Below are 24,395 nucleotides of genomic sequence, written 5' to 3'. Positions count from 1 at the left end.
GGCTTCACGCCCTGTAGGAGTTACTGCGCCAGCGCTTCCAGTTGCGGACGCGCGGGCAGGTCGTGACCTTGGTCAGCCACAGGTCAAAGATGCGAGGTTCGCGCAGGCAGGCCAGATAGCCGGCGGCATGCACCAGAAGTGCGACCGGCAGGGCCAGAAAGGACCGCGTGACCAGAAAAGCCTCGGTCGTCACCAACAGGTTGATGACGAAGAAATTATAGGTCACGCCCGCAAACATCTGGGGCCGGGTTAGGGCGCGGAAGACGGGGGCGCGGGCCAGCATCAGCGGGACACCGACGTCGTTGCCTGGATGCCGGACACAATCGCCCCCGCACCAAACAGGATGAAGCAGCCCAGGACCACGGTCGCCCCGAAGCGCCAGTTCATCCGGCCCGTCAGCATAAGGAAACCTACCGCCGCCACCGCCATCACGGCGACCGTGGTGGCGACATTGCCCATCAGGGTGCCCTGCATCCATGAAAGGGCCGCCACGATGGGGCCAGCCCCCTTTGGATCACCGCCGGCATTCTGCGCCACGGCCGCATGGGCCGACAGCAGCAGGGGCGCCAGCGCCGCCAGGGTTCGTTTCAGGATACGCATGCTTTTCTCCCTTGGTATCGCTCAGGACTGGAACCAAGGGATAGGGGACGGGCTTTGCCGGCATATGTCGGGACGATGGAAACCCACGCCATGTTGTGTCAGGCGCGTTGCAGCCCGGGGGCAAAACCGTTCGTCCACTGCAACATGCTGAAACAATCCGACATGGAGAGGCGATTTTCGGCTCGTACAGAGAAGGTCACGACGCCATAATCGGGATATGGATTTGATGACCCGCATATTGATCGTGGATGATGATCCGGGCCTGCGCGGCCTGATCTCCACATTCCTGGACCGGCACGGCTACCGCACCGACACCGCCGGCAATCCACCTGAAATGCGGGCGAAACTGGCTTCCGGCGGCTACGATCTGATCGTCCTGGATGTGATGATGCCGCAGGAGGACGGGCTGACCGCGCTGAAGGGGCTGGTGGCCGGCGGCGGCCCGCCCGTCATCATGCTGTCTGCCGTGGGCGGGGATGTCGACCGTATTGTCGGCCTGGAGATGGGGGCGGAGGATTATATGGAAAAGCCATGTAATCCGCGCGAACTGCTGGCCCGCATCCGCACCGTCCTGCGCCGCAACCGGGGTGCTGCCGCCACGACGGAACCGGCGCTCACCGCCGCCCCGCCACCCGTGGCGGAACACTGGATCGGCTTTGCCGGATGGCGCATGCAGCCCGATAGCCGCATGGTGGCGGCCCCGTCGGGCCAGGACGTTACCCTTTCGGATGCAGAATTCCGCCTGCTGCGTGCCCTGGTCGATCATCCGCGCCGCGTGCTGACCCGTGATCAGCTGCTAGATTTCGCCCACGGCGAAAGCACCGATCATTTCGACCGCGCCATCGACGTCCAGATCAGCCGTCTGCGCCGCAAACTGGCCGCTGCCGATGACAGCGCGGAACTGATCCGTACGGTGCGCAACGAAGGCTATATGTTCGTCCCTACTGTCACGCGATAGGGCACGCGATAGGGATTGCGGCATTCCCGTCACACTCCTTCAGGAACCCGCCAGCGGGCCACCGATATAATTTTTCAGGCGACATAATATGACGATGCCGGATGGACCCTTGAAATACGTCTGACATTCCAGGGCAACATCCACTCGCCATCCCTTGAACCGCGAACGGCGGTGCCCCCGTCGGACACCCCCGAAACGGAGATAAGAGATGAGCGAACATCACATCGAAGATCATGACCGTGGTCTGCTCTTCGACCTTGAAACCCTGAACACCAAGATCCTGGAACGCCGCCGCGCCCTGTCGCTGCTGGGCGGCGCCGGTCTGGCGGCCCTGCTGACGGGCTGCGGCGGGGGCGGCGGGTCGGACAGCACAACGACCAGCAGCGGAACCACCACGGGAAGCACGACGGGCGGCACCACCACTGGCGGTTCCTGCGTCGATTATGCCAGCGAAACCAACGGCCCCTACCCAGCCGACGGCACCAACACCTCCAGCGGCGCCACCTCCAATGTGCTGACCTCCTCCGGTGTTATCCGGTCGGACATCCGATCCAGTTTCATCAGTTCCACGACCCAGGCGACGGGCGTGCCGATGACCCTGACCATCACCTTGCAGAATTCCACAGGCTGTACGCCGCTGTCGGGCTACGCCATCTATATTTGGCACTGTGATGCGGCGGGCAAATACTCGCTCTATGACCTGCCGACCGAAAGCTATCTGCGCGGGATGCAGATTTCCGACAGCAATGGCCAGGTGACGTTCCAGACCATTGTCCCCGGCTGCTACATGGGGCGGTATCCGCATATCCATTTCGAGGTGTTCACCAGCCAGGGTGCCGCGACCAGCGGCACGGGCCGTACCGCCACCCTGATTTCGCAGATGGCGGTGCCGGGCAGTGTCTGCGCCACCGTCTATGCCGCCGGCGGCTATAGCAACAGCACTGCGGCCCTGAACGCTGTTACCCTGTCCAGCGATAATGTCTTCGGCGACAACACCGCCGCCCAGATCGCCGCCCAGACCCTGACCATGTTGGGCAGCGTGTCGGCTGGCTATACCGCCAGCGTGACGGTCGGCGTCTGATCCTGTGGCCGGTGGCTTGCCCCTTTCGCGGGGCCGGGCCACCGGCCTATGCTGTTACTGTTTTCCCGGCGCATGGTGGCTGCCCTGTTGAAGTTACCCAACCTTCTGGCCCGCTGGCCCCTGTTCGTCCGCATCTTTGTGCTGATGCTAGCAGGCGTGCTGCTGGCCCAGGCCTTGAACTTCCTGCTGCTGCTGGCAGCCCCCATGCCGCCACCCAGCCAGCATATGTTGGCCGGTGTGGCGGCAAGTTTGCGGTCGGGCATTGCGGCACCGGGTTTTGAAGTCACCACCTCTGGCAAGCCGCCCCCCAATGCCGGCCCGTCGGATCGGCTGCGCGCCAACCGGCAATGGCTGGTCAGTGCGCTGGGGGAGGATGAAAGCTTCGTACGACTGGAACTGCGGGGGCCCGGTGATCCGGGTGGTCGCGGCCCCGGCCCACGTGGCTTCCCTGACGACCCTGATGGGGATCGCCCACCGCCGCCGCACGGTGACCGCCCGCCACCGCCTGACAAGGGCTTTTCCGGCCCCCCACCGGGAGCTGAACCGGGACCGGGATCGGGGCCGCGTTTCGGCGACATGGTCCATCGTGACGACGCCATCATCGGTGATTTCTCCGCCGCCTTGAAATTGCCCAGCGGGGAATGGCGGATTGTGCAACCCGCAGGCGGGGGCCTGCGCGGCTGGTATCTGCGGATGTTCTACTGGCTGATCGCAGGGTTGGGCGTGGTTGTGCCACTTGCCTGGTGGCTGGCACGGTGGCTGGCGGGGCCGATTGCCATGTTTGCCCAGGCGGCAGAGCGGCTGGGCCGCGATCCCGCCGCCCCGGCTGTCCCGACCAGTGCGGGCCCGCCGGAGGTGCGCGCCGCTGCCACCGCCTTCAACCAGATGCAGGAAAGGCTGCGCCGGTACGTGGACGACCGAACCCTCTTGGTGGCCGCCATTGCGCATGACCTGCGCACCCCCCTGGCCCGGCTTGCCTTCCGGCTGGAAGAGGCGCCGGACGCCGTGCGCGAGGCGGCGGCGGGCGATATCGAAGAGATGCGGGAGATGATCGCGGCGACATTGTCGTTCGTGAAGGATCTGTCCCAGCCTGTCGCACGCAGCACCATCGACCTTCAGGCCCTGATCCTGCGCCAGACCCAGGCCAGTCGTCAGATGGGAGAGCCGGTTGCCGACGGGGTCATGCAGCCGGCCTGGATCGAGGGTGACGCATCCGGCATCGCCCGTATGCTGGACAATCTGATCGGCAACGCCGTCACCTATGGCAGTTCCGCCCTGGTGAGTTTGACGACGGAGAAAGACAGCGCGGTGATTAAGGTTCAGGACGAAGGACCGGGCCTTCCCGACACCCTTCTGGAGCGTGTGTTCGAGCCTTTCTTCCGCGTCGAACCCTCACGCAACCGGCATACCGGCGGGGCGGGTCTGGGTCTGGCCAGCGCGCGCGCCGTGGCACGGGCCCATGGGGGAGATATTCTGCTGACCAACCGCCCGCAAGGGGGATTGGTGGCGCATGTCACCCTCCCCCTGAAGCCCATGTAGCGGAAAATCTTGATAAGGATTCATTATAAATAATTTTGGATGCAAATTCTCGTCTGATCGCTAGAATTCAGGCTCCGGCAGCCATTCAGCGAGCAGCGAAATCCAATGACATCCGCAGCCAACCGTAAAGTCGTCGTTACGCAACGTTTCTTCGATGACCGTTCCGTCGCTTATCTGCGTGACCATGGCTGCGAGGTCGCATTGTCACTGCCGCCGCCCGGCACGGGTGACGGCGATCTGGCGGTGGATACGCTCCGCCGCATGTTGGACGGCGCGGCCGGCTGGATTGTGGGGCATGCGCACGTCACCCGCCCGTTGTTGGAGGCATTACCCGGTCTGCGGGTCATTGCCCGGCGCGGTGTCGGTTATGACCGCGTCGATGTGGCAGCGGCCCGCGACCTTGGACGTGTTGTCACCATCGCGGCAGGTGGCAATGAAGGGGCGGTTGCCGATCACACGATCGGGCTGATGATTGCGGTGGGGCGCCGTTTTCGCGAAAGCCAGATGGCGATGCTGGCGGGCGACTGGTCCATCCTGAACGGCCATGACCTGTCCGGCAAAACCGTCGGCCTGATTGGATTGGGCCGGATCGGCAAAAGCGTGGTGCGCCGCCTGTCCGGTTTCGCGGCAACGGTGCTGGTCCATACGCGCACACCCGACCCCGCCTACGCGGTTGAGGCGGGCGTCGACTATGTTGACCTGCCGGACCTTCTGCGGCGAAGCGACTATGTCAGCCTGCATGCACCGCTGACACCCGCCACCCGTTTCATGATCGATGCCTCCACCCTGGCCGCCATGAAGAAAGGGGCGTTTCTGATCAATACGGCACGCGGCGGGCTGGTCGATGATGGCGCATTGCTGGCGGCATTGCGGTCGGGCCATCTGGGAGGTGCAGGCCTGGATGTGTTTGTCAGCGAAGGCGATCCCGCGTACCGCCCCATCTCGGATGCGCTGCTGGACCTGCCCAATGTCGTGGCAACACCCCATGCGGGTGCGTCATCCCATGAAGGGTTGGCCTTGACCAACCTGATCGCAGCACGGTCGGTGGTGGCCGTCCTGGATGGAACGGAGCCGCCACCCGGTTGCATCGTCGCCGACGGGCGGCCATGATCGGGGTTGCGCGATAATCGTCCGGTTGCTTTAAGGATGACAGCCGGACGGGTGGTTTGAACAGGTGAAGATTATGGCGGACACGGAAGTTACGGAACGGGAAGACGCGCTGGCCGAACCCCAGCAGACGGAACCCGCCACGCATTCCGTGCTTATGGAACTGCGTGAAATGATTGTCACCGGTCGGATTGCGCCGGACACGAAGCTGCGCGCCGAGGCGCTGGCCACGCTTCTGGACGTATCCCGCACCCCGATCCGCAGCGCCCTTGCTGTATTGTCCGCCGAGGGGCTGGTGAATTACAGCGTCAACCGCGGTTATACGGTACGCACCGTCACCGTGCGGGATGTCTTTGACAGCATTGAGGTCCGGGCCTCGCTGGAAGGGATCGCGGCCCGGACCGCCGCCGACTTGGGGTGGGAGGCACAGACGCTGTCACAACTGACCGATCTGGTCAGCCAGGGCCGTGCCATCCTGTCCCGGGGCGAATGGTCGGAAACCATCGAACGGGAATGGTACCAGCTCAACTGGCTGTTCCATCGCGGCATCATGTTGGCGTCGCGGAATGAGGTTCTGCGCAACGCCACCCGCATGACGCTGATCTATCCGGTGCTGGGTGACGTTGCGCGTCTGTGCCCGACCATTGCAGCCTGTGTTCCTCCCCGCCACCGGCAGATGCCTGCAACCCCGCCAGCCCATGTGCTGGAATCCCAGGAAGAGCATGAGGCCCTGCTGAACGCCTTCCAGCGGGAGGATAGCCAGGCGGCCCAGCGCCTGATGACCGAGCATGTGCTGGCCACCAGGCACCGGCTTCATGCCATCGTCATGCCACGCTGACGGCTTGCATCGTCAGAAACGGTATCCGATGGCCAACGCACCGGAAAGCTGCCCGGCGCGCCCGTCCTGCTTCACGATAGGACTGTCCTTGAAATCGCCCAGCAGTTGCTTGTAGCTGCCCAGCAACTGGATGTTCCAATTGTCGGTCAGGGCATAGGACAGCTTGGCACTGAGGCCCACGTCGCGAACCCCGCCCCCGGCCCGGAAGGCCGGCATGCCACTGGCGGCAGCCATAGCCGGCGTAATACCGAAATAGGTACCGGCGTAACTGTCATCGACATAGGTCAGACGGACGCCGCCACCAAACGACCAGCGATCGCCCAGTTTTCGGCCATAGGCCAGCCCCAGTGACCCGACTACCCCGTCGTGGGTATCGGACACATCGGAAAGCCATGTAACGTCCATGGTCAGTTCATCCCGCCGGTCAAGGACACCACGCCACGCATAGCGGGCAAAGGCACCCAACTGCATCGCATCATCGATTTTGGGCAGCCGGGACACGCGATCATTTTTGACACTGTCATCCCGTCCACTTTCGACATCAAACAGGACGCCCAAAGACATGGACGGTGTCAACCAAGTGCCAAGGCTGACCTCCTTGCCCTGAGCTTCAAGGAAATAGCGGTCATAGTTCAGTTCGCCGGCTACATATGGAACCGGTTCCTGATCCTTGGACCCCATATATTCCGGTCTCGTGCCGATGCCGGCAGCGATGCTGCCGGACCATCGGGTTTCCTGCGCGGCGGCAGGGCTGAAGGCGCTTGCCGTCAGGATGGCCAGCAAAAGCTGGAGGCGGAAGCCTCGCATCTCCAATCTCCTCGTCAGATGACGAGCGCTCCTCCCGGAGACGGGCGGCTGCGGCGATCTTGGTTTCGCTGCTGCGCCGCCCTTGTTGATTGCTCATGATGCGCGGGGACAAGCCCCGCAGCTCCCTATCCCAGTTCGACATCCAGCAGCCGCACGAACTGCTGACCGCAATGCATGTCACGTTCGACGACGCCGCCCTGCGGGCTGGTGCGGGCGTGCGAGATTTTCACCATGTGCAGGCTGGGCACCGGGTAATGGCGCACCAGCGCCGGGTCGGCCCCGAACAGGCGCTGGAACAGGTCCGGCCCAAGCGCAGGGTGATCGTGATAGGCCTGGAAGTTCTCCGGCCCATCGAAGAACAGATCGAAGGTGACCCAGAAGGGCCCCGCATTTTTCGACCGCACGTGCCGGCAGACATCTTTTACACTGGGCATCACGCCTTCCCCCCTTCGCTCAGATCGATCCATTTTGTGCGGGCCAGCGCCATCGGATCTTCCAGTTCAACCACATGGTTCAGCAGGAATTCATAAACCGGGCCCCGGTCGATATCGGCTGGCGTGAAGGCGAAACCGTAGCTGGGCAATTCCTCGTCCAGCGCGATGGGGAAATGGAAGAAGTACGGATTGCAGGCCTTGGCGATCTGCGATGCCATTTCCTGGCTGTCGGCGGTTGCCACAAACAGCACTCCGATCTCCCGTGGGGCCGGCGTGCCGGGTGGCGGGCGCTCGCCGGACACGGCGTTCCAGCCATACATGCGAAGGGAGATATGGAAATCCCCCGCCGCCGCCCCGATGGTCTTGTGAACCCGGTCATACAGGGCGGCCAGCATCCGGTCGTGGAAGACATCCACCTTGTCCAGCACCAGCGGGTCCTGAATGCCGATCAGCATGATGGTCTGGAACCTGCGGCTGCCCGCTCCTTCCAGCTTCACCGTATAGGGCTGTGGCCGCCAGATGGAGCCGGTAACATTCACGCTGCGGTCGCTGACTTGCCGATAGACGGCATCGGTGACATCCAGGATGCCGCCCGGTTCGGTCAGCAGGAACGGATTGCTGTTCTCGTACAGCATATGGGCCGACACACTGTCGGGCGAGCAGCGGTTGGACAGGGCCAGCGGCTCCACCTCGAACCCGTTTTCACCGATGCTGATCAGGACACCCGCCCCTTCCAGGCGGTTGACGGCGCACTGCCCGCCGCATTCCGCAACCTTGGCGGCGTGCCAGGCAGGACCGGCGGGCGCCCCTTTCCACAGGGCATAGGAAGCAAGCACCGCCGTATCTGTGGTGCGCCCACCCAGGATGATGTCGGCCCCCGCCGCCAGCGCCGCGATGTACGGCTCTGCGCCCATGACGGCGACGATATGGTCGCAGGCATCAATGGTCGCATCCTCCAGCGCACCCAGCGGCGGCAGGGGCCGGACCTTGCCATCGGCGTTGAAGGTCTTCAGCGTCGCCTTCTCCATCTCGCAATAGATCAAGGCGATCCGGGGCCTGATGCCCAGTTCGGCCGCAACTTCCACCACGATGTCGCGGGTCCAGTCGACATTCCGGTCACCGCCGGCCTGACCGCTTGACCCGACGATCAACGGAATGCGTGCGGCGGCGGCTTCGCGCATCAGCAGGGTCAGGTCGCGCTTCACGGAACCGCGGTTATTCTTCGACATACCCAGCGCCAGATAGGCGGCGCCGCTGTCGGTGGAGCCGGCATCGGTGGCGATGGCATGCGCGCCCTGCGCGATGCCATAGCGGACCTCCGCTTCCGACGCGCCGGCGCCCAGTGACCCGGTCGGCACCAGGATTTTGATCGGACCGTCCAACATGATTGCTCAATCCAGATGATTGTGGAGGCCTGCAAAGAAGCCAATGAGGTGAAGATGATTTATTGGATTCAAATAGTCAAGTTTTTGCATCCATTTTTGAGTGACCAATGTGACCAGCGTTTCAGGGCGCCCTTGTCAGCCGTTGCAAACCCGTGAAAGCCACGCAGCAACCACTCTCGGTCGGCCCTGGTCACCCCAGGCGGCGGGCAAGATGGGCCGCCAGCGCCGGGCCGATCAGCAGCACCAGCAGGACACGCACTACCTGCGCCGACAGGATGAATGGCAGATCCACGGGCGTCGTGGTTGCGATGATGAGGATGGCGTCGATGCCGCCGGGGGTTGTCGCCAGATAGCCCGTCAGCCAATCCACATCGCAGATCACGCTGACCAGGACACCCAGCAGGGCGCAGAGGCCGATCAGGCCAAATGTTGCGGCCAGGATGCGGGGCAGCGACCGGGCGCAACCGGCCAATGTCTCACGGGTGAAGGACAGGCCGATATTCCAGCCGATAACGGCATAGGCGGCGGCGGCCAGCAATGGCGGCACTGAAGGCCTGACCAGCCCCGTGGCCATCAATGCCGCCCCCACCAGACCGGGGAACAGAAACGCGCCGGAGGGAAACCGCAGCCATCGGGCAATCAGACCACCCGCCAGTGCCAGGCCCAGCGTCTCCAGCAGCCCCGGCGGATCCAGGGCGGGAAACCACCCGGCGGGGTGGAACGGGGTCGCATATCCGGTCATCAGGTGCGACAGCGCGATAGCGGAGCCCGTGACAGTCAGGATGCGCAGATACTGCATCACCGCCACCATGCGGCCATCGCCACCCTGTTCCTGGGCCATGGCCACCATGCCCGCCGCCCCGCCGGGGGCAAGGCCCCAGATGGCCGTTGTTCCCTTGAACCACCCGCCCCTCGCCAGCACCCAGCCCAGGCCAGCACTGATCAGCAAGGTGATCGCAGCCATGGTCACGAAGGCCGGGAGATGCCACAGCAGGTCAGGCCCCAGGGCCTTTCCCATCGCCACGGCCACCAGACAGCCGATAATTGTGTAGCTGGCCAGAAGCATCATCTTGGGCGGCTTCATTGCCCCGCCGGTCAGTGCGAAGCCAACACCCGCCAGCATTGGGCCCAGCAGCGGGGCCGCCGGAACGGCCACTGCCTTCAACCCTGCCACCAGGATGGCGGTCATGGCCGCCAGCAGCAGCCACCGCCCCATGTTACGGCCCATGGTTCAGCCGGCCCGCAGCGGAATGGCGCCCGTTGCGATGGCTGCCACCAGCACCACCAGCGAGATCAGCACCGCCCATTTAAGGGCAAAGCGCTGCGCATCCGCCACATCCACGCCCAACAGCCCGCAGGCCAGATAGATGGGTGCCAGCAGCGGGCTGAGCGTGTGAACCGGCTGACCGATCAGGGAGGCGCGGGCGATGGCTTCCGCATCAATGCCGTAGGCGGCGGCCGTGGTGGCGATGACGGGAACCACCCCGAAATAGTAGGCGTCGTTGGACATGACAAAGGTCAGCGGCATGCTGGCCAGGGCCGTGATGGGCGCCAGATAGGACCCGATGGAGGGTGGGATCACGGTCAAGGCGGCATTCGCCATCGCATCGGCCATGCCCGTCCCGTTCAGGATGCCCGTAAACGACCCGGCGGCAAAGATCAGCACGACCACATTGACGACATTGTCGGCATGAGCGGTAATCCGCGCCTTCTGATCGCGCAGACGGGGATAGTTAAGCGTGATGGCAACGGCGAAGGCACCCATCATCATGACCGGCAGCGGCGCCAGACCCAGGATCATGCCCAGCACCAACCCAACCGTCAGGGCCAGATTGGCCCAGAACAGCCGGGGCCGGCGAATTGCAGGATCAATATCCAGGCCCGGTACCGAGGTGACGGTCGCCCCGCTTCCTGCACCGACGCCAAGACGCAGTCGCTCTGCGCGGCCAAGCCACCAGGCCAGTACGAAAACCGCGGCCAGCCCGATCAGCATCGCGGGGATCAGGGGACCGAACACCTGCCCAAGGTCAGCGCCGACCGCAGCGGCGGCACGGGCCGACGGGCCACCCCAAGGTACATAGTTCATCAGCGCATTGCACAGGCCCAGCAGCAGGGCCAGGATCAGCGGGTTCATCCCGACCCGTTTATAGACAGGCAGGAACGCCGTGATGATGATCAGCGCCGTGGTGGTGCCATCGCCGTCCAGCGACACCAGCGTCGCCAGCGCGGCAGTGCCAAGGGCGATGCGGACAGGATCGTCACCAACCATGGCCAAGACCCGCCGCACCAGCGGATCAAACAGGCCGGCATCCATCATCACCGCGAAATAAAGTACGGCGAAAGTCAGCATCAGGGCTGTCGGCGCGACCTGCAACACACCTTGCAGGATCATGTCGCCCAAGGCGGAACCCGCCCCGGACGCCAACCCGAACAGGATGGGAATGGCCAGCAGCGCGGCGATGGCCGACATCCGCTTGGTCATGATCAGCACCATGAAGGTGGTAACCATCGCCGTTCCCAGCAGGGCCGGCGAAAGCAATTGTTCGAACAAGGCACTGTCTCCCACGGCCATGGCCGACGCCGCCCCACCCGATCCTGGGTGACCCTGGGGGCGGGCACCGCGGCACCTTCTTGTTGGATAAGAGGACTATGTATCTCTTCCCTCACCCTGTGGTCATGGCTTCATTTTGTCAATCTAAACATCCATACTTTACTTTTTTGCATCCAATATGTTGACCTGTCGCATCCACCCTGCGTAAGCTGTACCCATACCCGGCGAATGACGACCGGGGAGGAAACCCCCAGGGAGGAATAAAGGAATGCGTGCGATCAATCGCCGGCTCTTGGCCTATGGAACGACCGCCATGCTTGTGCTGCCATCGGGCGGGGCGCTGGCGCAGGAGGCTGCACCGGCAGAAGCCCTGGAGGAGATCATCGTCACGGCCCAGCGGCGCAGCGAGCGTCTTCAGGATGTCCCCGTGACGGTCACCGCGTTCAGCGCGGAGGAGATCGAACAGGCCCGCCTGCGTCAGATCGACGATATCGCCAGCCGCACACCGGGACTCAATTTCGATGCCTTCCCCGCATCACAGCCACGCATCACCATCCGTGGCATCGGATCCAGCGACCGTGGGGCCGCCGGCGACCCCAGTTCCGCCGTATTCCTGGATGATGTATATTTGGGCCGCCCCGCGGCGGTCGCGTTCGATGCGTTCGATGTCTCCCGCGTCGAGGTGCTGAAAGGCCCCCAGGGCACGCTCTATGGCCGCAATGTGGTGGGCGGCGCCATCAATGTCGTCAGCAACCGCCCCGAACTGGACCGTACCGATGCCGGGCTGGAAGCGACGGTCGGCAATTACCAGCGGCTGGAAGGGGCCGCCTTCGCCAACATTCCCCTGGCGGACGGCAAATGGGCCGCCCGCGCCAGCGGGGCCTGGCGCAACCATGACGGCTATGTGAAGAACACCTTCACCGGTGGCCGGGTGGAGGATCAGGACACAAGAAGCGGTCGGCTGCACGTCTATGGCGAGCCGGCGGATACCGTGCGGGTGCTGCTGACCCTGGACGGTACCCGCGACCGTGCGGACGGGCCGGCACAACATGTACTGGATCGCGATGCATCCGATCCGCGCGCGGCCCTGTGGACCGTCGATCGCAACCGCAAGGTCACCGCCGGCTCCGACGAAGGCTACCAGAACCGCGATACCTGGGGGGTTCGCGGGCAATTGGATTGGGACCTGTCCTTCGCCACGTTCACCTATCTGGGTTCCTATCGTGATCTGGACTATCACGTCGCCTATGATTTCGACGGCGGCCACGCCCCCACCAACCGCATCAACATCAGTGGCGGGAATGACGAGAAAAGCGACTTCTCAAGCCATGAATTGCGGCTGAACTCGCTTCCCGAAAGTCCGATCCAGTGGGTGGCCGGGCTTTATAATTTCAATAACAAGACCGACCGCATCGATACGCTGGTGATCGATACCGGTCGTCCGGGCACGGAAATCTATGATCAGTCGGCAAAGCTGAACAGCTACGCCGCGTTCGGCGACGCGACCATCCCGCTGGACGACAGTTTCTCGCTGATCGCGGGTCTGCGCTATTCCCAGGACGAGAAGGATTACCGCGTCGCCAATACTGCCGGCACAGCGGTTCTGCGCGGTTCACAGCGTTTCGATGTCTCGGTTTCCGACAAATATGACGCCTGGACCTGGCGGGCCGGCGGTCAGTACAAGCTGGACCGCGACCATCAGTTTTACGGCATGGTGTCGCGCGGGTTCAAAAGCGGCGGCTTCCAGGATACGCCGGGCTCCGCTGCCGACGCGCGCGACGGGTTCGAGCCGGAATACGCGACGCAGTATGAGCTGGGTCAGAAAAGCGGCTTCCTTAACGGACGGCTGATCTGGAACAACACCCTCTATCTGATGAAATACACTGACCTGCAGACGCGCCGCACCCTGCCCAACCTGTCCATCGTGACGGAGAATGCGGGCAAGGCGACGATCAAAGGGTATGAAACCTCGCTGAACTGGCGGGTTTTCGCCGGGGCGCGTCTGGCGGCCAGCTATGGCTACACGGATGCCACCTTCGACGTCTTCGAACCCGAACCGGGCGAGGATTATGCCGGCAATCGGCTGTCGCGCACACCGAAGCACAAGTTCGCCGTCACTCCATCCTATGAGGCCACCCTGCCCGATGGCGGCAGCCTGCTGTTCGCCGCCGATTATCGGTATGAAAGCATGATCTTCGACGACAATGCCAATGAAGGGCCAGAACGCCGCCCGGCCACGCATTTCGTCGATGGCCGCATCGTCTTTACCGATGCTTCCGGCAAATGGTCGGTGTCGCTGTGGGGCAAGAACCTGACCAATGAAGTGACGCGTACTTTCCAGGCGGTGTTCCTGGGCGCTAATTTCGGCGCTTACAATCCACCCCGCACCATTGGTGCGACAGTGACCTGGAGAATGTGATTTGACGCGTCCGGCCCCACAGGATTTGCTGCGCCTGTTGATGGAGGCGGCGGTCAACGCCGCCTCCCCTGCCACCTGCGTACCGCCCCATCTGCCGCCGCCCCCGAAGGGACGCACGGTGGTGATCGGGGCCGGCAAGGCGGCCGCCGCCATGGCTGCGGCTGTGGAACAGCGCTGGCAGGGGCCGATTTCGGGGCTGGTCATCACGCGCTATGGCCACGGCGTCGAATGCAGCCGGATCGAGGTGGTGGAAGCGGCCCATCCGGTACCCGACGAAGCCGGCATCCAGGCCACGGCCAGAATGTTGGACCTGTTAAAGGGACTGACCGCCGACGACCTTGTCCTGTGCCTGATATCGGGGGGTGGGTCGGCCCTGCTGGCGTCGCCGGCACCGGGGCTGACACTGTCCGACAAGCAGTTGGTGGCCCGCGCCCTGCTGAAAAGCGGGGCGACCATCACGGAGATGAATTGCGTGCGCAAGCACCTGTCGGCGGTGAAAGGCGGGCGTCTGGCACACATGGCCGCGCCGGCCCCGGTTCACACGTTGATGATCTCTGACGTGCCGGGTGATGATCCGGCCACCATCGCATCCGGCCCGACCCTGCCCGATCCCAGCACCCGGACAGAGGCGCTGGCCATCCTGTCGCGATATGGGATCGACGCACCGGCCGCCGTCACAGGCTGGCTTTCCAACCCGCAAAGCGAGACGCCGAAATCCCTGGATGACCTGCCCCCCGGTCGCGCCATCCTTGTGGCAAGGCCCGCCGATGCCATTGCGGCGGCGGCGGATCTCGCCCGGCGCATGGGTGTGGCCCCGATCTTCCTGGGCAGCGCAATTGAGGGCGAGGCCCGCGATGTCGCCGTGCAGCATGCCGATTTCGTGAAGGCGGTTCTGGCTGGTGATATCCCCACCCCACGCCCCTGCGTTCTTCTGTCGGGTGGCGAAACAAGCGTGACCGTGCGGGGACAGGGCCGGGGCGGACGCAATGCCGAGTTCCTGCTGGCACTTGCCATCGCACTGAACGGGCTGCCGGGCGTACATGCGCTGGCGGCTGATACAGACGGCATTGACGGGTCGGAGGATAATGCCGGCGCCTGGATCGGCCCCGACATTCTGGCACGCGCCGCGAACGCAGGCGTTTCTGCCCCTGAACGGCTGGCCGACAATGACGGCTACAGCTTCTTCCAGGCCCTGGGGACCTTGCTGTTCACAGGGCCGACACGAACCAATGTAAATGATTTCAGGGCCATCCTGATCGAATGAGGATTGATTGAATGAGCAAGGAACGCCCCTACCGCATCGCCGTCATCCCTGGTGACGGCATCGGCAAGGAAGTGGTGCCCGAAGGATTGCGGGTGCTGGAAGCAGTGTCGGCGCGTTTCGGCATTCGTTTCCAGTTTGATCATTTCGACTTTGCGAGCTGCGATTACTATCTCCAGCACGGCAAGATGATGCCCGATGATTGGAAGTCGCAGATCGGCGGGCATGACGCGATCTTTTTCGGTGCCGTGGGCTGGCCCGCAACCGTGCCGGACCATGTTTCGCTTTGGGGTTCGCTGATCCAGTTCCGCCGCGAATTTGACCAGTATGTGAACCTGCGCCCCGTCCGCCTGATGCCGGGCGTGGAAAGCCCGCTGGCTGGCCGAAAGCCGGGCGACATCGATTTCTATGTCGTGCGCGAGAATACGGAAGGGGAATATTCCTCCATCGGCGGGCGCATCTTCCCCGGCACCGACCGCGAAGTCGTGATGCAGGAGACGGTGATGACCCGGATCGGCACCGACCGCATCCTGAAATACGCCTTCGATCTGGCCCGGCGGCGGGACAGGAAGCACCTGACCTCGGCCACCAAATCCAACGGTATCGCCATCACCATGCCCTATTGGGATGAACGAGTGGAGGCGATGGCCGCGCATTATCCCGATGTGCGCTGGGACAAGTACCATATCGACATCCTGGCCGCCCATTTCGTGCAGCATCCGGACTGGTTCGACGTGGTCGTCGCCTCCAACCTGTTCGGCGACATCCTTTCCGACCTGGGACCCGCCTGCACCGGCACCATTGGCATCGCGCCTGCCGGCAACATCAATCCCGATGGCCGCTTCCCGTCGCTGTTCGAGCCGGTCCACGGCTCCGCCCCCGACATCGCCGATCAATGGATCGCCAACCCGGTGGGCCAGATATGGTCCGCCGCCCTGATGCTGGACCATCTGGGTGAATATGCGGCGGGGGCCGCCATCGTGACTGCCATTGAGACGGTTCTGGCCCAAAAACATCTGCGCACCCGTGATCTGGGTGGACCGGCAGATACCGTGACCTGTGGCAAGGCCATCGCCGATGCCCTGCGCTGACCAGCCACACCATCTCCTGTCATAAGTAAAATTGGGTACCTGCGCATTTATCATCATTGGACAATGATGCTGCCGACGGGCACTTCCTTCCCAAAACCATTGTCGGTCCGGCCCAACGCCGCCCGGTCAAGTTGATGTGAAGGGAGGAAGAGAATGACTTTCCAGCCGAACTGGCGCCACGGCCTGATGGCCACCACCATGCTGGCCGCTGCAATGATGCCGGCGCAGGCACAACAGGCCGATGACAGCCTGGTGCTTGAAGAGATCGTGGTGACGGCGCAGAAGCGGGCGGAGCGCCTGCAGGACGTGCCGCTGGCCGTCAGCGCGCTTTCCGCCGACGCCCTGGCCAATTCCCAGGTCAGCAGCACGGCGGGCGTTGCCGCCCTGGTGCCCTCGCTGACCTATACACAGTCGACCAGCGATCTGAACAATAATGTCCGCATTCGCGGCGTCGGTACGGCCCTCTTCAATGCCGGTCTGGAATCCGCCGTGTCCTTCGTGGTGGATGGCGTCGTCATGTCGCGTCAGGGCCAGGGTTTCCAGGACCTGATCGATGTGGAGCGGGTGGAAGTGCTGCGCGGACCGCAGGGCACGCTGTTCGGCAAGAACGCCACCGCCGGTGTGATCAACATCGTCACCAAGCGCCCGTCGCGCGACTTTGAAGGTGTCGCGGAAATCGGCATCGCCGAACAGGGGGAATACCGTGCCCGTGCCTCCGTCTCCGGCCCGATCAGCGAGACGGTAGGCGCCCGGCTGACCGGCTATTACACCGACAATCGCGGTTATGTTTACGATTATGGCCGTGGTGAGCATGTCTATGGCGGTCGCGATGTCGGCGTGCGCGGCAAGGTCGAGTGGCAGGCCACGGAAAACCTGAACTTCCTGTTCACCGCCGACCTACGCGACAGCGAAAGCGACTGCTGCCAGCCGATCCCCTACCTGACCACCAACAGCGTTCTGGCCGCGATCCGGGGGCCGGTCGTCGCTTCATCCGAAAACCGTACCGTCAGCAGCGGCGATACCCGGACCTTCGCCAATTCCGATCAGGCCGGCGGATCGGTGGAGGCCAATCTGGACCTGGGGGACCATGTCCTGACCTCCGTCACCGCCGTCCGCAACTGGAAGATCGAGAATAATGTCGATGTGGACGGGTTCAATTCGGCCACGCCACTCTACCTGCCGTTCGGCAACGGCTATTTCGGCGTCAATGGCGGCACCGCCGATATCAGCCAGTTCACACAGGAACTGCGTCTGGCCTCCGCCGCAAACCAGCCCCTGACCTACACGTTCGGCCTGTTCTATTTCAACCTGGACCTGGACCGCGCCTTTACCCGTCGGGTGGGGGGCTGCGTGACACCGGGCACCGCCTTCGGACAGCCCTGCGCCACCTCCTTCTTCTCCTCCTCCAATCACGCGGCGAATACCAAGACGGATAATTACGCCGCCTTCGGTCAGGTGGAATATGAGCTGACAGACGCGCTTTCGGCCTTTGCTGGCTTCCGTCTGCAACGGGAAAAGGTATCCTACAGCGGCACCCGTTTCGGTACCGCGCCCTATGCCGGTGACCGGTTGCTGTTTGCCGCCTCTACCGGGTCGGGCAGCGTTTCCGACACCGACCTGTCGGGCAAAGCCGGCCTGAAATATGAGATCGACCGCGATGCCCAGACCTATTTCACCTGGTCACGCGGCTATAAGGGTCAGGGCTATGACGTTGAACTGACCGCGAATTTCGCCAACCAGACGCCCGTGCGCCCGGAAACGGTGAATTCCTATGAACTGGGCTGGAAGCAGCAGGCCCTGAATGGTCGCCTGATCCTGAACAGCGCCCTGTTCTATGCCAAGTATCAGGACCTACAGGTTCAGTCGACCATCGCACCGAATGTCTCGGTGCCGACCAATGCCGGCTCCTCGGTGTCGAAGGGTGCGGAGATCGAGTTCCAGGCCCGCGCCACCTCAGCTCTCAGCATCAATGGCGGCGTTACCTATCTGGATGCCAAGTTTGATGCCGACCGCATCGCCTGCGCCCTGCCGGCCCAGGCGACGGCCCTCACCCTGGCAACGGGAGCGGCGGAACCGGCCAATAGCTGCTTCCGTCTGGGCAATGGCACCGTCCAGAATGTTCGTGGCGGCGACCTGCCCAACGCCCCGCGCTGGCGCGGCAATATCAATGTCCGGTACGAGGATGAAATCGCCACCGACTGGAACGGTTTCGCCCAAGTCGGGTTCAACACGCAGAGCGGCACCACCTTCTCCCTGGAGCAGGATGCCGGCCTGACCCAAGGCGGGTACAGCACTGTCGACCTGTCGGTGGGCGTGCTGTCGCAGGATGACCGCTATCAACTGACCCTTTATGTCCGCAACCTGACCGACAAGCATTTCGCGACGGGCATGCAGCGCGACAACATCCTGACCAACGCCGCCAACCCCGGCAACATCCTGTATTTCACGTCCAAGGAAGCGGCCCGGTACATGGGTGGCACCATGCGCGTGAAGTTCTGATCCCAACCGGCCGGCGGCGCCTGACAGGGATCGCCGCCGGCCCCTTTCTTCACGAAAACCTCTTAGGCCGCCATGATCCATGACGTCGCCATCGTCGGCTGCGGTCCCGTCGGCGCCACCGCCGCCCATCTGTTGGGCAAGGCCGGGCTGTCGGTTCTGGTGCTGGAACGCGAACCGGACCCGCACCCCCTGCCCCGTGCCGTGCATATCGACCACGAGATGATGCGCATCTTTCAGGGTATCGGCCTGATCGACCGGCTGCTGCCCCTGATGCGCGAAACCGACGGGCACCTGCATATCGGTGCCGATGGCGGGGTGATCCGCTATCTGGGTTCCGCCGGACAGGCACGGCCCTTCGGCTGGGCCAACGATTACTTCTTTTATCAACCGGAACTGGAGGGCGTGCTGCGCGGTGGCCTGTCCACCTACCCGGCGCTTGACCTGCGCCTGGGCGCAGAGCTGGTGGGGCTGGATCAGGGGGACGATCATGTGACCCTGCATCTGGCTGACGGTGACCGGGCCAGCGCCCGCTATGTCATTGCCTGCGACGGCGCGCGCAGCTTGGTGCGCAAGGCGCTGGACATCCGCCTGGACGACCTGCGGTTCGAAGAACCCTGGCTGGTCGTGGATGCGGAACTGGATGGCCCGGTGCGGTTTCCCGATTTCACCGGCCTGCCGCCGGCGGCCAACCTGCAGAAACTGTCGGTGATGCTGTGCGATCCGCGGCGTCCCGCCACCATCGTGCCCGGGCGCGGCAATCATCGCCGCTGGGAATTTATGCTGCTGCCCGGAGAGGATGACCGGGAGATGATGCAGCCGGAAAAGGTGGCCGAACTGCTGGCCCCCTGGGTCGAGGGGGTTCCGCACCGTTTGGTGCGCGCGGCCACCTATCGGTTCCATGGTCTGGTGGCGCTGGAATGGCAGCGGGGCCGGGTGTTCCTGGCCGGTGATGCCGCCCACCAGACGCCGCCCTTCTTCGGCCAGGGCATGTGCCATGGTTTGCGCGATGTCTCCAATCTGGCCTGGAAACTGGAACTGGTCCTGTCGGGCCGTGCGGATGCCGCCCTGCTGACAACTTATCAGCCGGAACGCGACCCGCATGTACGGGCGGTGATCGGCGCCGCCGTTGCCGCCGGTCGCTATATCTGTGAACTGGACCCGGCAAAGGCGGCGGCCCGCGATGCGGAAATGCGCCAGCGCGCGGCTACACCCGGTGCCACCGCTGCCGACCTGATCCCACCTTATCGGCAGGGCGTGGTCGGCGATGGTGGCGGCCTCCGTTTCATACAGCCGCGCGTCACCGATGCCGCCGGAACAGCTCGGCTGCTGGATGATGTGACGGGCGGCGGCTTTGTGCTGCTGCGCGGACCTGGGGCGGGTGACATGTCCCTCCCCCCCGTTCTCGCCGGCCTTCGCGTGAAGGTCTGCCACATCGGGCGGGATCTGCTGGATGAAAGTGGCATGCTGGCCGCGTGGTTCGACCGGCAGGGGCTCAGCCCCGCCGCGTCGGTGCTGCTGCGCCCCGATGCTTATATATTCGGCCTTGCTGCGGATGACACAGACCTGCCCGATCTTGCAGCCCAACTGGCCACCACCCTGCACATGATGAAGGAGGGGATCACATGTCCAGCCTGACCCTGGCCGCTGCGGCCAATATCGTGGATGAGGCACTGGCCGAGGCCCGCCGCCGCGATTACGCCCCGCTCTGCGTCGCCGTACTGGATGCCGGCGCACATCTTGTGGCGCTGAAGCGGGAAGATGGGGCTAGCCTGATGCGGCCACAGATCGCCATCGCCAAGGCCACGGGCGCGCTGGGCATGGGTTATGGCAGCCGGGAACTGGCCCGCCGAGCCAATGCCTCTCCCACCTTCTATAATGCCCTGTTCGCGATCAGCGGCGGGGCCATGGCGCCGTCACCCGGCGGTGTCCTTATCCGGGATGCGGCAGGCACCGTAATCGGTGCCGTCGGGATCAGCGGCGATACCGGCGACGCGGATGAGGCCTGTGCCCTGGCCGGCATCGCCGCCACGGGCCTGACCGCCGATCCCGGCCTTCCCACCACCTGAAGGAGGCGGACCATGCGCCTGCGCAGCATTGAACTGAATTTGCCGGGGGCCGCAGAGGCTGCGGACTTCCTGACCAGTATCTGGGGTTTGGCGCATGCTGAAACCGGGCCGGACGGTACGCGCTATCTACGCGGGTCCGGTCCCTTCCCCTATCTGGTCGCCCTGGCGGAGGCGGATGGCCCCTCCATCCGCTGCACCAGCTTCGTGGCCGATGAGGCCGTGATTGCCGGTATCGCCGCGCGCGCACGCGCTGCCGGCTGGCCTGTTAAGGACACTGTCTCTGCCGATCCCGGTGGTGGAGCCGGCATTCTGGTACAGTTGCCGGAGGGCGAGGTTTTCCGCTTCCTGCATGGCACCAGCGATGTGGCGCCCATCGAAGGCCGTGACCTGCCCGTGAAACTGACCCATGTGGTCATGAACGCCACCGATGCCGAGGCAACGGCCAGCGCTGCGGAAAAGGTTCTGGGCTTCCGCGTATCGGACCGGACCAAGGGCATGGTCTTTGTCCGCTGCAACAATTCCCACCATTCGGTGGCCTTTGCGCGGGCGGGCCACAGCTCCCTAAACCATATCGCGTTCGAGATGCACGATCTGGACGCGGTGATGCGCGGCATCGGTCGCCTGCGCGACAGCGGCATGGCCCCCGCCTGGGGACCGGGCCGGCACGGGCCGGGCGACAATGCGTTTGCCTATTTCGTGGCACCCTTCGGTGCCGTGGTGGAGTTTTCCACCGCCGTGGAGATCGTGCCCGACGATTACCGCGTCGGCGCGCCCGACGATTGGACCTGGCCCCAGAACCGTATCGACCAATGGGGCATTTCCGACAAGGACGTGGCGGCCCTGGCTGCCGCCGAACGCAATTTCCGCTACCGCCCACTTAGCCTTTAAGGACCCGCAAGCCTATGAAACTGTTAAGCTTCCGCCACGGCACCGTTGAGAGTTACGGTCTGGTCGAGGATGGGCAGGTGCATGACCTGGGTGCCATCGCCGGTGCCCAGGCGCCCGACCTGAAAACGGCGCTGGCCAAGGACCTGCTGATCGATCTGGCGGCGCGGACGGCCCCCACCCTGCCGCTGTCATCGGTGACCCTGCTGCCGGTACTGCCCAATCCGGGCAAGATCTTCTGCGTCGGCCATAATTATGAAACGCATCGGCAGGAGACGGGCCGGGCCAAGGTGGGGCATCCGTCCATCTTCACCCGCTTTGCCGATACCCTGACCGCCCATGGTGCCCCCATCGTACGGCCACGCGTGTCCACCAGCCTGGATTTCGAGGGCGAACTGGCCATCGTCATCGGCAAGGGCGGGCGCTATATCCCCGAAAATGAGGCGATGGCGCATATTGCCGGCTTCACCTGCGCCAATGATGCCTCTGTGCGCGATTGGCAATGGCATACGCAGCAATTCACGCCGGGGAAGAATTTCCCGTCCACCGGTGCGCTTGGACCCTGGTTGGTCACGCCGGACGAGATTACGGACCTGCCCGCCGTCACAGTGACCACGCGCCTGAATGGACAGGTGGTGCAGCATGCGCCGATGGCCGATCTGATCTTCCCGCTGCCGGTGATCGTGTCCTATCTGTCCAGCTTCTCCCCCCTGTCGCCGGGCGATGTGATCCTGACCGGCACGCCGGGTGGGGTGGGTGCCAAGCGGGAACCCCCGCTATGGATGAAGCCGGGCGACGTGGTGGAGGTGGATATCTCCGGCGTCGGGCTTCTGCGGAACGAAATCGTTGATGAAACGTAACAAAAAAGGGGGGCGGAAATTCCGCCCTCCTTTTTCTGATCCGTTTTCGTAATGATCAACCGTCCCGGCCAAAACCGGATGGGTATAGCGGCTTCTCACTGTCCGCAGACACGTCCGGCAACTGCTTTTCCACCGCCTGCATAGACGAGGGCAGTTCAAACGGTAACCGCCCCTGGAACCGGGCCTTCCCGGTCAACAGGTCCAGCAGTGCGTCATCAGAGGCGCCGAAATCGCCGATCAGGACACTGGCCTTATCCTTGACGGGGCCAAGGATGGCAGGCCGGTCCAGATAGGTGCTGACGATTACAGGCAGATCCGCCGCCGCCGCACGCTCCACGGCCAGACGGTCGGGATTATCCGATGCAAAGGCCAGCGATCCCTCATGATGGCGGGAACCGAAGAAAAAGGCGGGCCGCGTGGTGAAGGGCGTCGCAATGCGCAGCAGGGCGATATCAGCCTGTTCGGGGCTGTCCACCACGGTGAAGCCGCGCGCGGCAACGCTGGCCGCATCCATCTTCCAAAGCCAGACACGCGGCTTCGCCTTCGGGTCCAGGGGTAATGTACCGGATGCCGCCTCCAGCAGGACCAGCGACCGGCGCTGTGCCTCCATGGCCTTTTCCCGGTCTGTCGGGGCACCGACGATGGCTTCCGCCGCATCGGCATCGACATAAGGGTTTTCGAACAGTCCCAATTGGAACATCACCACCAGCATGCGGCGCACCGACAGGTCGATCCGGTCAGTCGTGATGCGTCCGCTTTCCACCAGCCGGACCAGGATATCCGGGTCCATAACCCCGCCAAACTGATCCACCCCGGCATCCAAGGCCTTGGCGAACCGCTCCGCCTTGCTCAGGTCTTCAACGCCCCAGGGCATGCCGACCTCGTCATGCTTCAAAGTGCCTTGCAGGCAGGGCGTCAGGCAATCATCGGTGATCTTCCAGTCAGTCAGCACGAACCCGTCGAAACGGTAGGTATCGCGCAACAGCTCGGTCAGCATCTGCCGGCTGAACCCGGCGGCCACAGGCTCGGCGGGGCGGCCATTAATGGTGACATCGGTCGGCAGCTTGCCATAGGTGGGCATGACACCGGTCGTCCGGGCGCGGAAGGCCCCCTTGAACGGGGCCACATGCCGGTCGAACCAACCACCAGGAAAGGCGATGTCGCGGCCGTAGGGGTTATGTGCGTCGTAGCCTTCGGGCTGCGCGCCATAGCCGGCCCAATGTTTCACGACCGTGGCCACACCGCCCGGCGCCAGCCCATCCGCCGCCCCTTGGAACCCTTCCACATAGGCCTGAACGAAACGTTCAACCTTTGCCGGATCATCGCCGAAAGTGCCATTGGTGCGCGGCCAGCGCGGCTCGCTGGCCAGATCGGCCATGGGCGACAGGGCCATGGTGATACCCATGGCGCGATATTCCCGCGCCGCGATGCGTCCGAATTCGCGCACCAGATCGGGATCGCCCGTGGCGGCCATGCCCGGCGGTTCCGGCCATTGCGTGGATTTTCCGGCACTGACCGTCAGCCCGAACGTGGCCTGGAAATGGTTGCGCGGGTCGGAACTGATGACCAGCGGGATGCCCAGCTTGCTTTCCTCCGCCAGTTTCTGCGCGGCATTGGCCATGCTGGCCATGGAACGTGGGGCAACGGATACCCGATTGATGTAGAAGCGGATATGCCGATCCCGGATCTGCGGCGCGATGGCCGCCATGTCCCAGGGATTGCGCAAGCCCCCATCCAGACCCGGCGGATTGCCATGCATCAGCAATCCCGCCTTCTCCGCCAGCCCCATGCGGCCCGTCAGATCGGCGGCGCGGGCGCCAGGCGTCTGCCGCCAATCCTCGTAAAGGTCCAGGCGGCCATTGCGGTTCAGGTCCTTGAAGGACAGGCCGTCGACCCGGATCACCGGCGTGGTGCGGTAACCCAGTGCGGGTTGGGCCGGGGTGCCGGCATGGGCGGCGGCGGCCACCGCCAGGATGGCGGCGACAGAAAGGCTCAGATGCTTTTTCATTATAAC

The 24,395-nt window shown here is 64.0% G+C and carries 21 protein-coding genes; 13 read left to right on the top strand and 8 right to left on the bottom strand.

Annotated elements, in window-relative coordinates; genetic code table 11:
- Positions 1-4 precede the first annotated feature (4 nt).
- Complete coding sequence (locus ACT6Q8_RS05920) at positions 5-283, bottom strand: type IV secretion system protein VirB3 (protein ID WP_444734172.1); 279 nt, start codon at positions 281-283, stop codon at positions 5-7.
- The gene (locus tag ACT6Q8_RS05915) at positions 283-600 is read right to left on the bottom strand and encodes a TrbC/VirB2 family protein (protein ID WP_054169257.1); all 318 of its coding nucleotides are present in this window, start codon (positions 598-600) and stop codon (positions 283-285) included. The genes ACT6Q8_RS05920 and ACT6Q8_RS05915 overlap by 1 nt, the downstream gene beginning before the upstream one ends.
- A gap of 226 nt (positions 601-826) precedes the next feature.
- On the opposite strand from ACT6Q8_RS05915, the gene ACT6Q8_RS05910 reads away from it, so the two are divergent.
- From ACT6Q8_RS05910 to ACT6Q8_RS05890, 5 genes are all read left to right on the top strand, one after another.
- Entirely contained in the window at positions 827-1,558 is a 732-nt protein-coding gene (locus ACT6Q8_RS05910) for a response regulator (RefSeq protein WP_444734173.1), read from the top strand.
- Positions 1,559-1,766: 208 nt separating this feature from the next.
- On the top strand, positions 1,767-2,639 hold the full coding sequence (locus tag ACT6Q8_RS05905; RefSeq protein ID WP_444734174.1) for a dioxygenase family protein: 873 nt from the start codon (positions 1,767-1,769) through the stop codon (positions 2,637-2,639).
- Between the two features lie 87 nt (positions 2,640-2,726).
- Complete coding sequence (locus ACT6Q8_RS05900; RefSeq protein WP_444734175.1) at positions 2,727-4,178, top strand: ATP-binding protein; 1,452 nt, start codon at positions 2,727-2,729, stop codon at positions 4,176-4,178.
- Positions 4,179-4,283: 105 nt separating this feature from the next.
- On the top strand, positions 4,284-5,288 hold the full coding sequence (locus ACT6Q8_RS05895) for a phosphoglycerate dehydrogenase (RefSeq protein ID WP_444734176.1): 1,005 nt from the start codon (positions 4,284-4,286) through the stop codon (positions 5,286-5,288).
- A gap of 73 nt (positions 5,289-5,361) precedes the next feature.
- Positions 5,362-6,123 carry a GntR family transcriptional regulator gene (locus tag ACT6Q8_RS05890; RefSeq protein WP_444734177.1) on the top strand — a complete coding sequence of 254 codons (762 nt, stop codon included), beginning with the start codon at positions 5,362-5,364 and terminating at the stop codon, positions 6,121-6,123.
- A gap of 12 nt (positions 6,124-6,135) precedes the next feature.
- On the opposite strand, the gene ACT6Q8_RS05885 is transcribed toward ACT6Q8_RS05890, so the two are convergent.
- The 5 genes from ACT6Q8_RS05885 to ACT6Q8_RS05865 all read right to left on the bottom strand — a co-directional run bounded on the left by ACT6Q8_RS05885 (position 6,136) and on the right by ACT6Q8_RS05865 (position 11,321).
- On the bottom strand, positions 6,136-6,930 hold the full coding sequence (locus tag ACT6Q8_RS05885) for a MipA/OmpV family protein (protein ID WP_444734178.1): 795 nt from the start codon (positions 6,928-6,930) through the stop codon (positions 6,136-6,138).
- A 125-nt stretch (positions 6,931-7,055) separates the two neighbouring features.
- Positions 7,056-7,364, bottom strand: a complete 309-nt coding sequence (locus ACT6Q8_RS05880) for a DUF4387 domain-containing protein (RefSeq protein WP_054169250.1) — start codon at positions 7,362-7,364, stop codon at positions 7,056-7,058.
- On the bottom strand, positions 7,364-8,749 hold the full coding sequence (locus ACT6Q8_RS05875) for an acyclic terpene utilization AtuA family protein (protein WP_444734179.1): 1,386 nt from the start codon (positions 8,747-8,749) through the stop codon (positions 7,364-7,366). The genes ACT6Q8_RS05880 and ACT6Q8_RS05875 overlap by 1 nt, the downstream gene beginning before the upstream one ends.
- 190 nt (positions 8,750-8,939) lie before the next feature.
- Entirely contained in the window at positions 8,940-9,977 is a 1,038-nt protein-coding gene (locus ACT6Q8_RS05870) for an AbrB family transcriptional regulator (protein WP_444734180.1), read from the bottom strand.
- A gap of 3 nt (positions 9,978-9,980) precedes the next feature.
- A complete protein-coding gene (locus tag ACT6Q8_RS05865; protein WP_444734181.1) occupies positions 9,981-11,321 on the bottom strand; it encodes a CitMHS family transporter in 1,341 nt (446 codons plus the stop codon).
- A gap of 247 nt (positions 11,322-11,568) precedes the next feature.
- Here ACT6Q8_RS05865 and ACT6Q8_RS05860 point away from each other — a divergent pair, with 247 nt between their 5' ends.
- From ACT6Q8_RS05860 to ACT6Q8_RS05825, 8 genes are all read left to right on the top strand, one after another.
- Complete coding sequence (locus ACT6Q8_RS05860) at positions 11,569-13,719, top strand: TonB-dependent receptor (protein ID WP_444734182.1); 2,151 nt, start codon at positions 11,569-11,571, stop codon at positions 13,717-13,719.
- A 1-nt stretch (position 13,720) separates the two neighbouring features.
- The gene (locus ACT6Q8_RS05855; protein WP_444734183.1) at positions 13,721-14,983 is read left to right on the top strand and encodes a glycerate kinase type-2 family protein; all 1,263 of its coding nucleotides are present in this window, start codon (positions 13,721-13,723) and stop codon (positions 14,981-14,983) included.
- A gap of 11 nt (positions 14,984-14,994) precedes the next feature.
- On the top strand, positions 14,995-16,071 hold the full coding sequence (locus ACT6Q8_RS05850; RefSeq protein WP_444734184.1) for a tartrate dehydrogenase: 1,077 nt from the start codon (positions 14,995-14,997) through the stop codon (positions 16,069-16,071).
- A gap of 153 nt (positions 16,072-16,224) precedes the next feature.
- Entirely contained in the window at positions 16,225-18,570 is a 2,346-nt protein-coding gene (locus tag ACT6Q8_RS05845; protein ID WP_444734185.1) for a TonB-dependent receptor, read from the top strand.
- A 72-nt stretch (positions 18,571-18,642) separates the two neighbouring features.
- Positions 18,643-20,205, top strand: coding sequence for a bifunctional 3-(3-hydroxy-phenyl)propionate/3-hydroxycinnamic acid hydroxylase MhpA (mhpA, locus tag ACT6Q8_RS05840; protein ID WP_444734186.1), 1,563 nt, complete (start codon positions 18,643-18,645; stop codon positions 20,203-20,205).
- Positions 20,193-20,636 (top strand): GlcG/HbpS family heme-binding protein, encoded by a 444-nt coding sequence (locus ACT6Q8_RS05835; protein ID WP_444734187.1) that lies wholly within the window; start codon positions 20,193-20,195, stop codon positions 20,634-20,636. Before mhpA ends, ACT6Q8_RS05835 begins: the two co-directional genes overlap by 13 nt.
- 12 nt (positions 20,637-20,648) lie before the next feature.
- Complete coding sequence (locus ACT6Q8_RS05830) at positions 20,649-21,524, top strand: VOC family protein (protein ID WP_054169240.1); 876 nt, start codon at positions 20,649-20,651, stop codon at positions 21,522-21,524.
- A gap of 14 nt (positions 21,525-21,538) precedes the next feature.
- Positions 21,539-22,381 (top strand): fumarylacetoacetate hydrolase family protein, encoded by an 843-nt coding sequence (locus tag ACT6Q8_RS05825; protein WP_054169239.1) that lies wholly within the window; start codon positions 21,539-21,541, stop codon positions 22,379-22,381.
- 55 nt (positions 22,382-22,436) lie between these two features.
- On the opposite strand, the gene ACT6Q8_RS05820 is transcribed toward ACT6Q8_RS05825, so the two are convergent.
- Positions 22,437-24,389, bottom strand: a complete 1,953-nt coding sequence (locus tag ACT6Q8_RS05820) for a glycoside hydrolase family 3 protein (protein WP_444734188.1) — start codon at positions 24,387-24,389, stop codon at positions 22,437-22,439.
- Positions 24,390-24,395: the final 6 nt, after the last annotated feature.

It is taken from the genome of Niveispirillum sp. (assembly GCF_052437035.1).
GTDB lineage: Bacteria > Pseudomonadota > Alphaproteobacteria > Azospirillales > Azospirillaceae > Niveispirillum.
The sequence above is the reverse complement of the archived record's forward strand: the minus strand, read 5'-3'. Positions and strand labels throughout refer to the sequence as shown.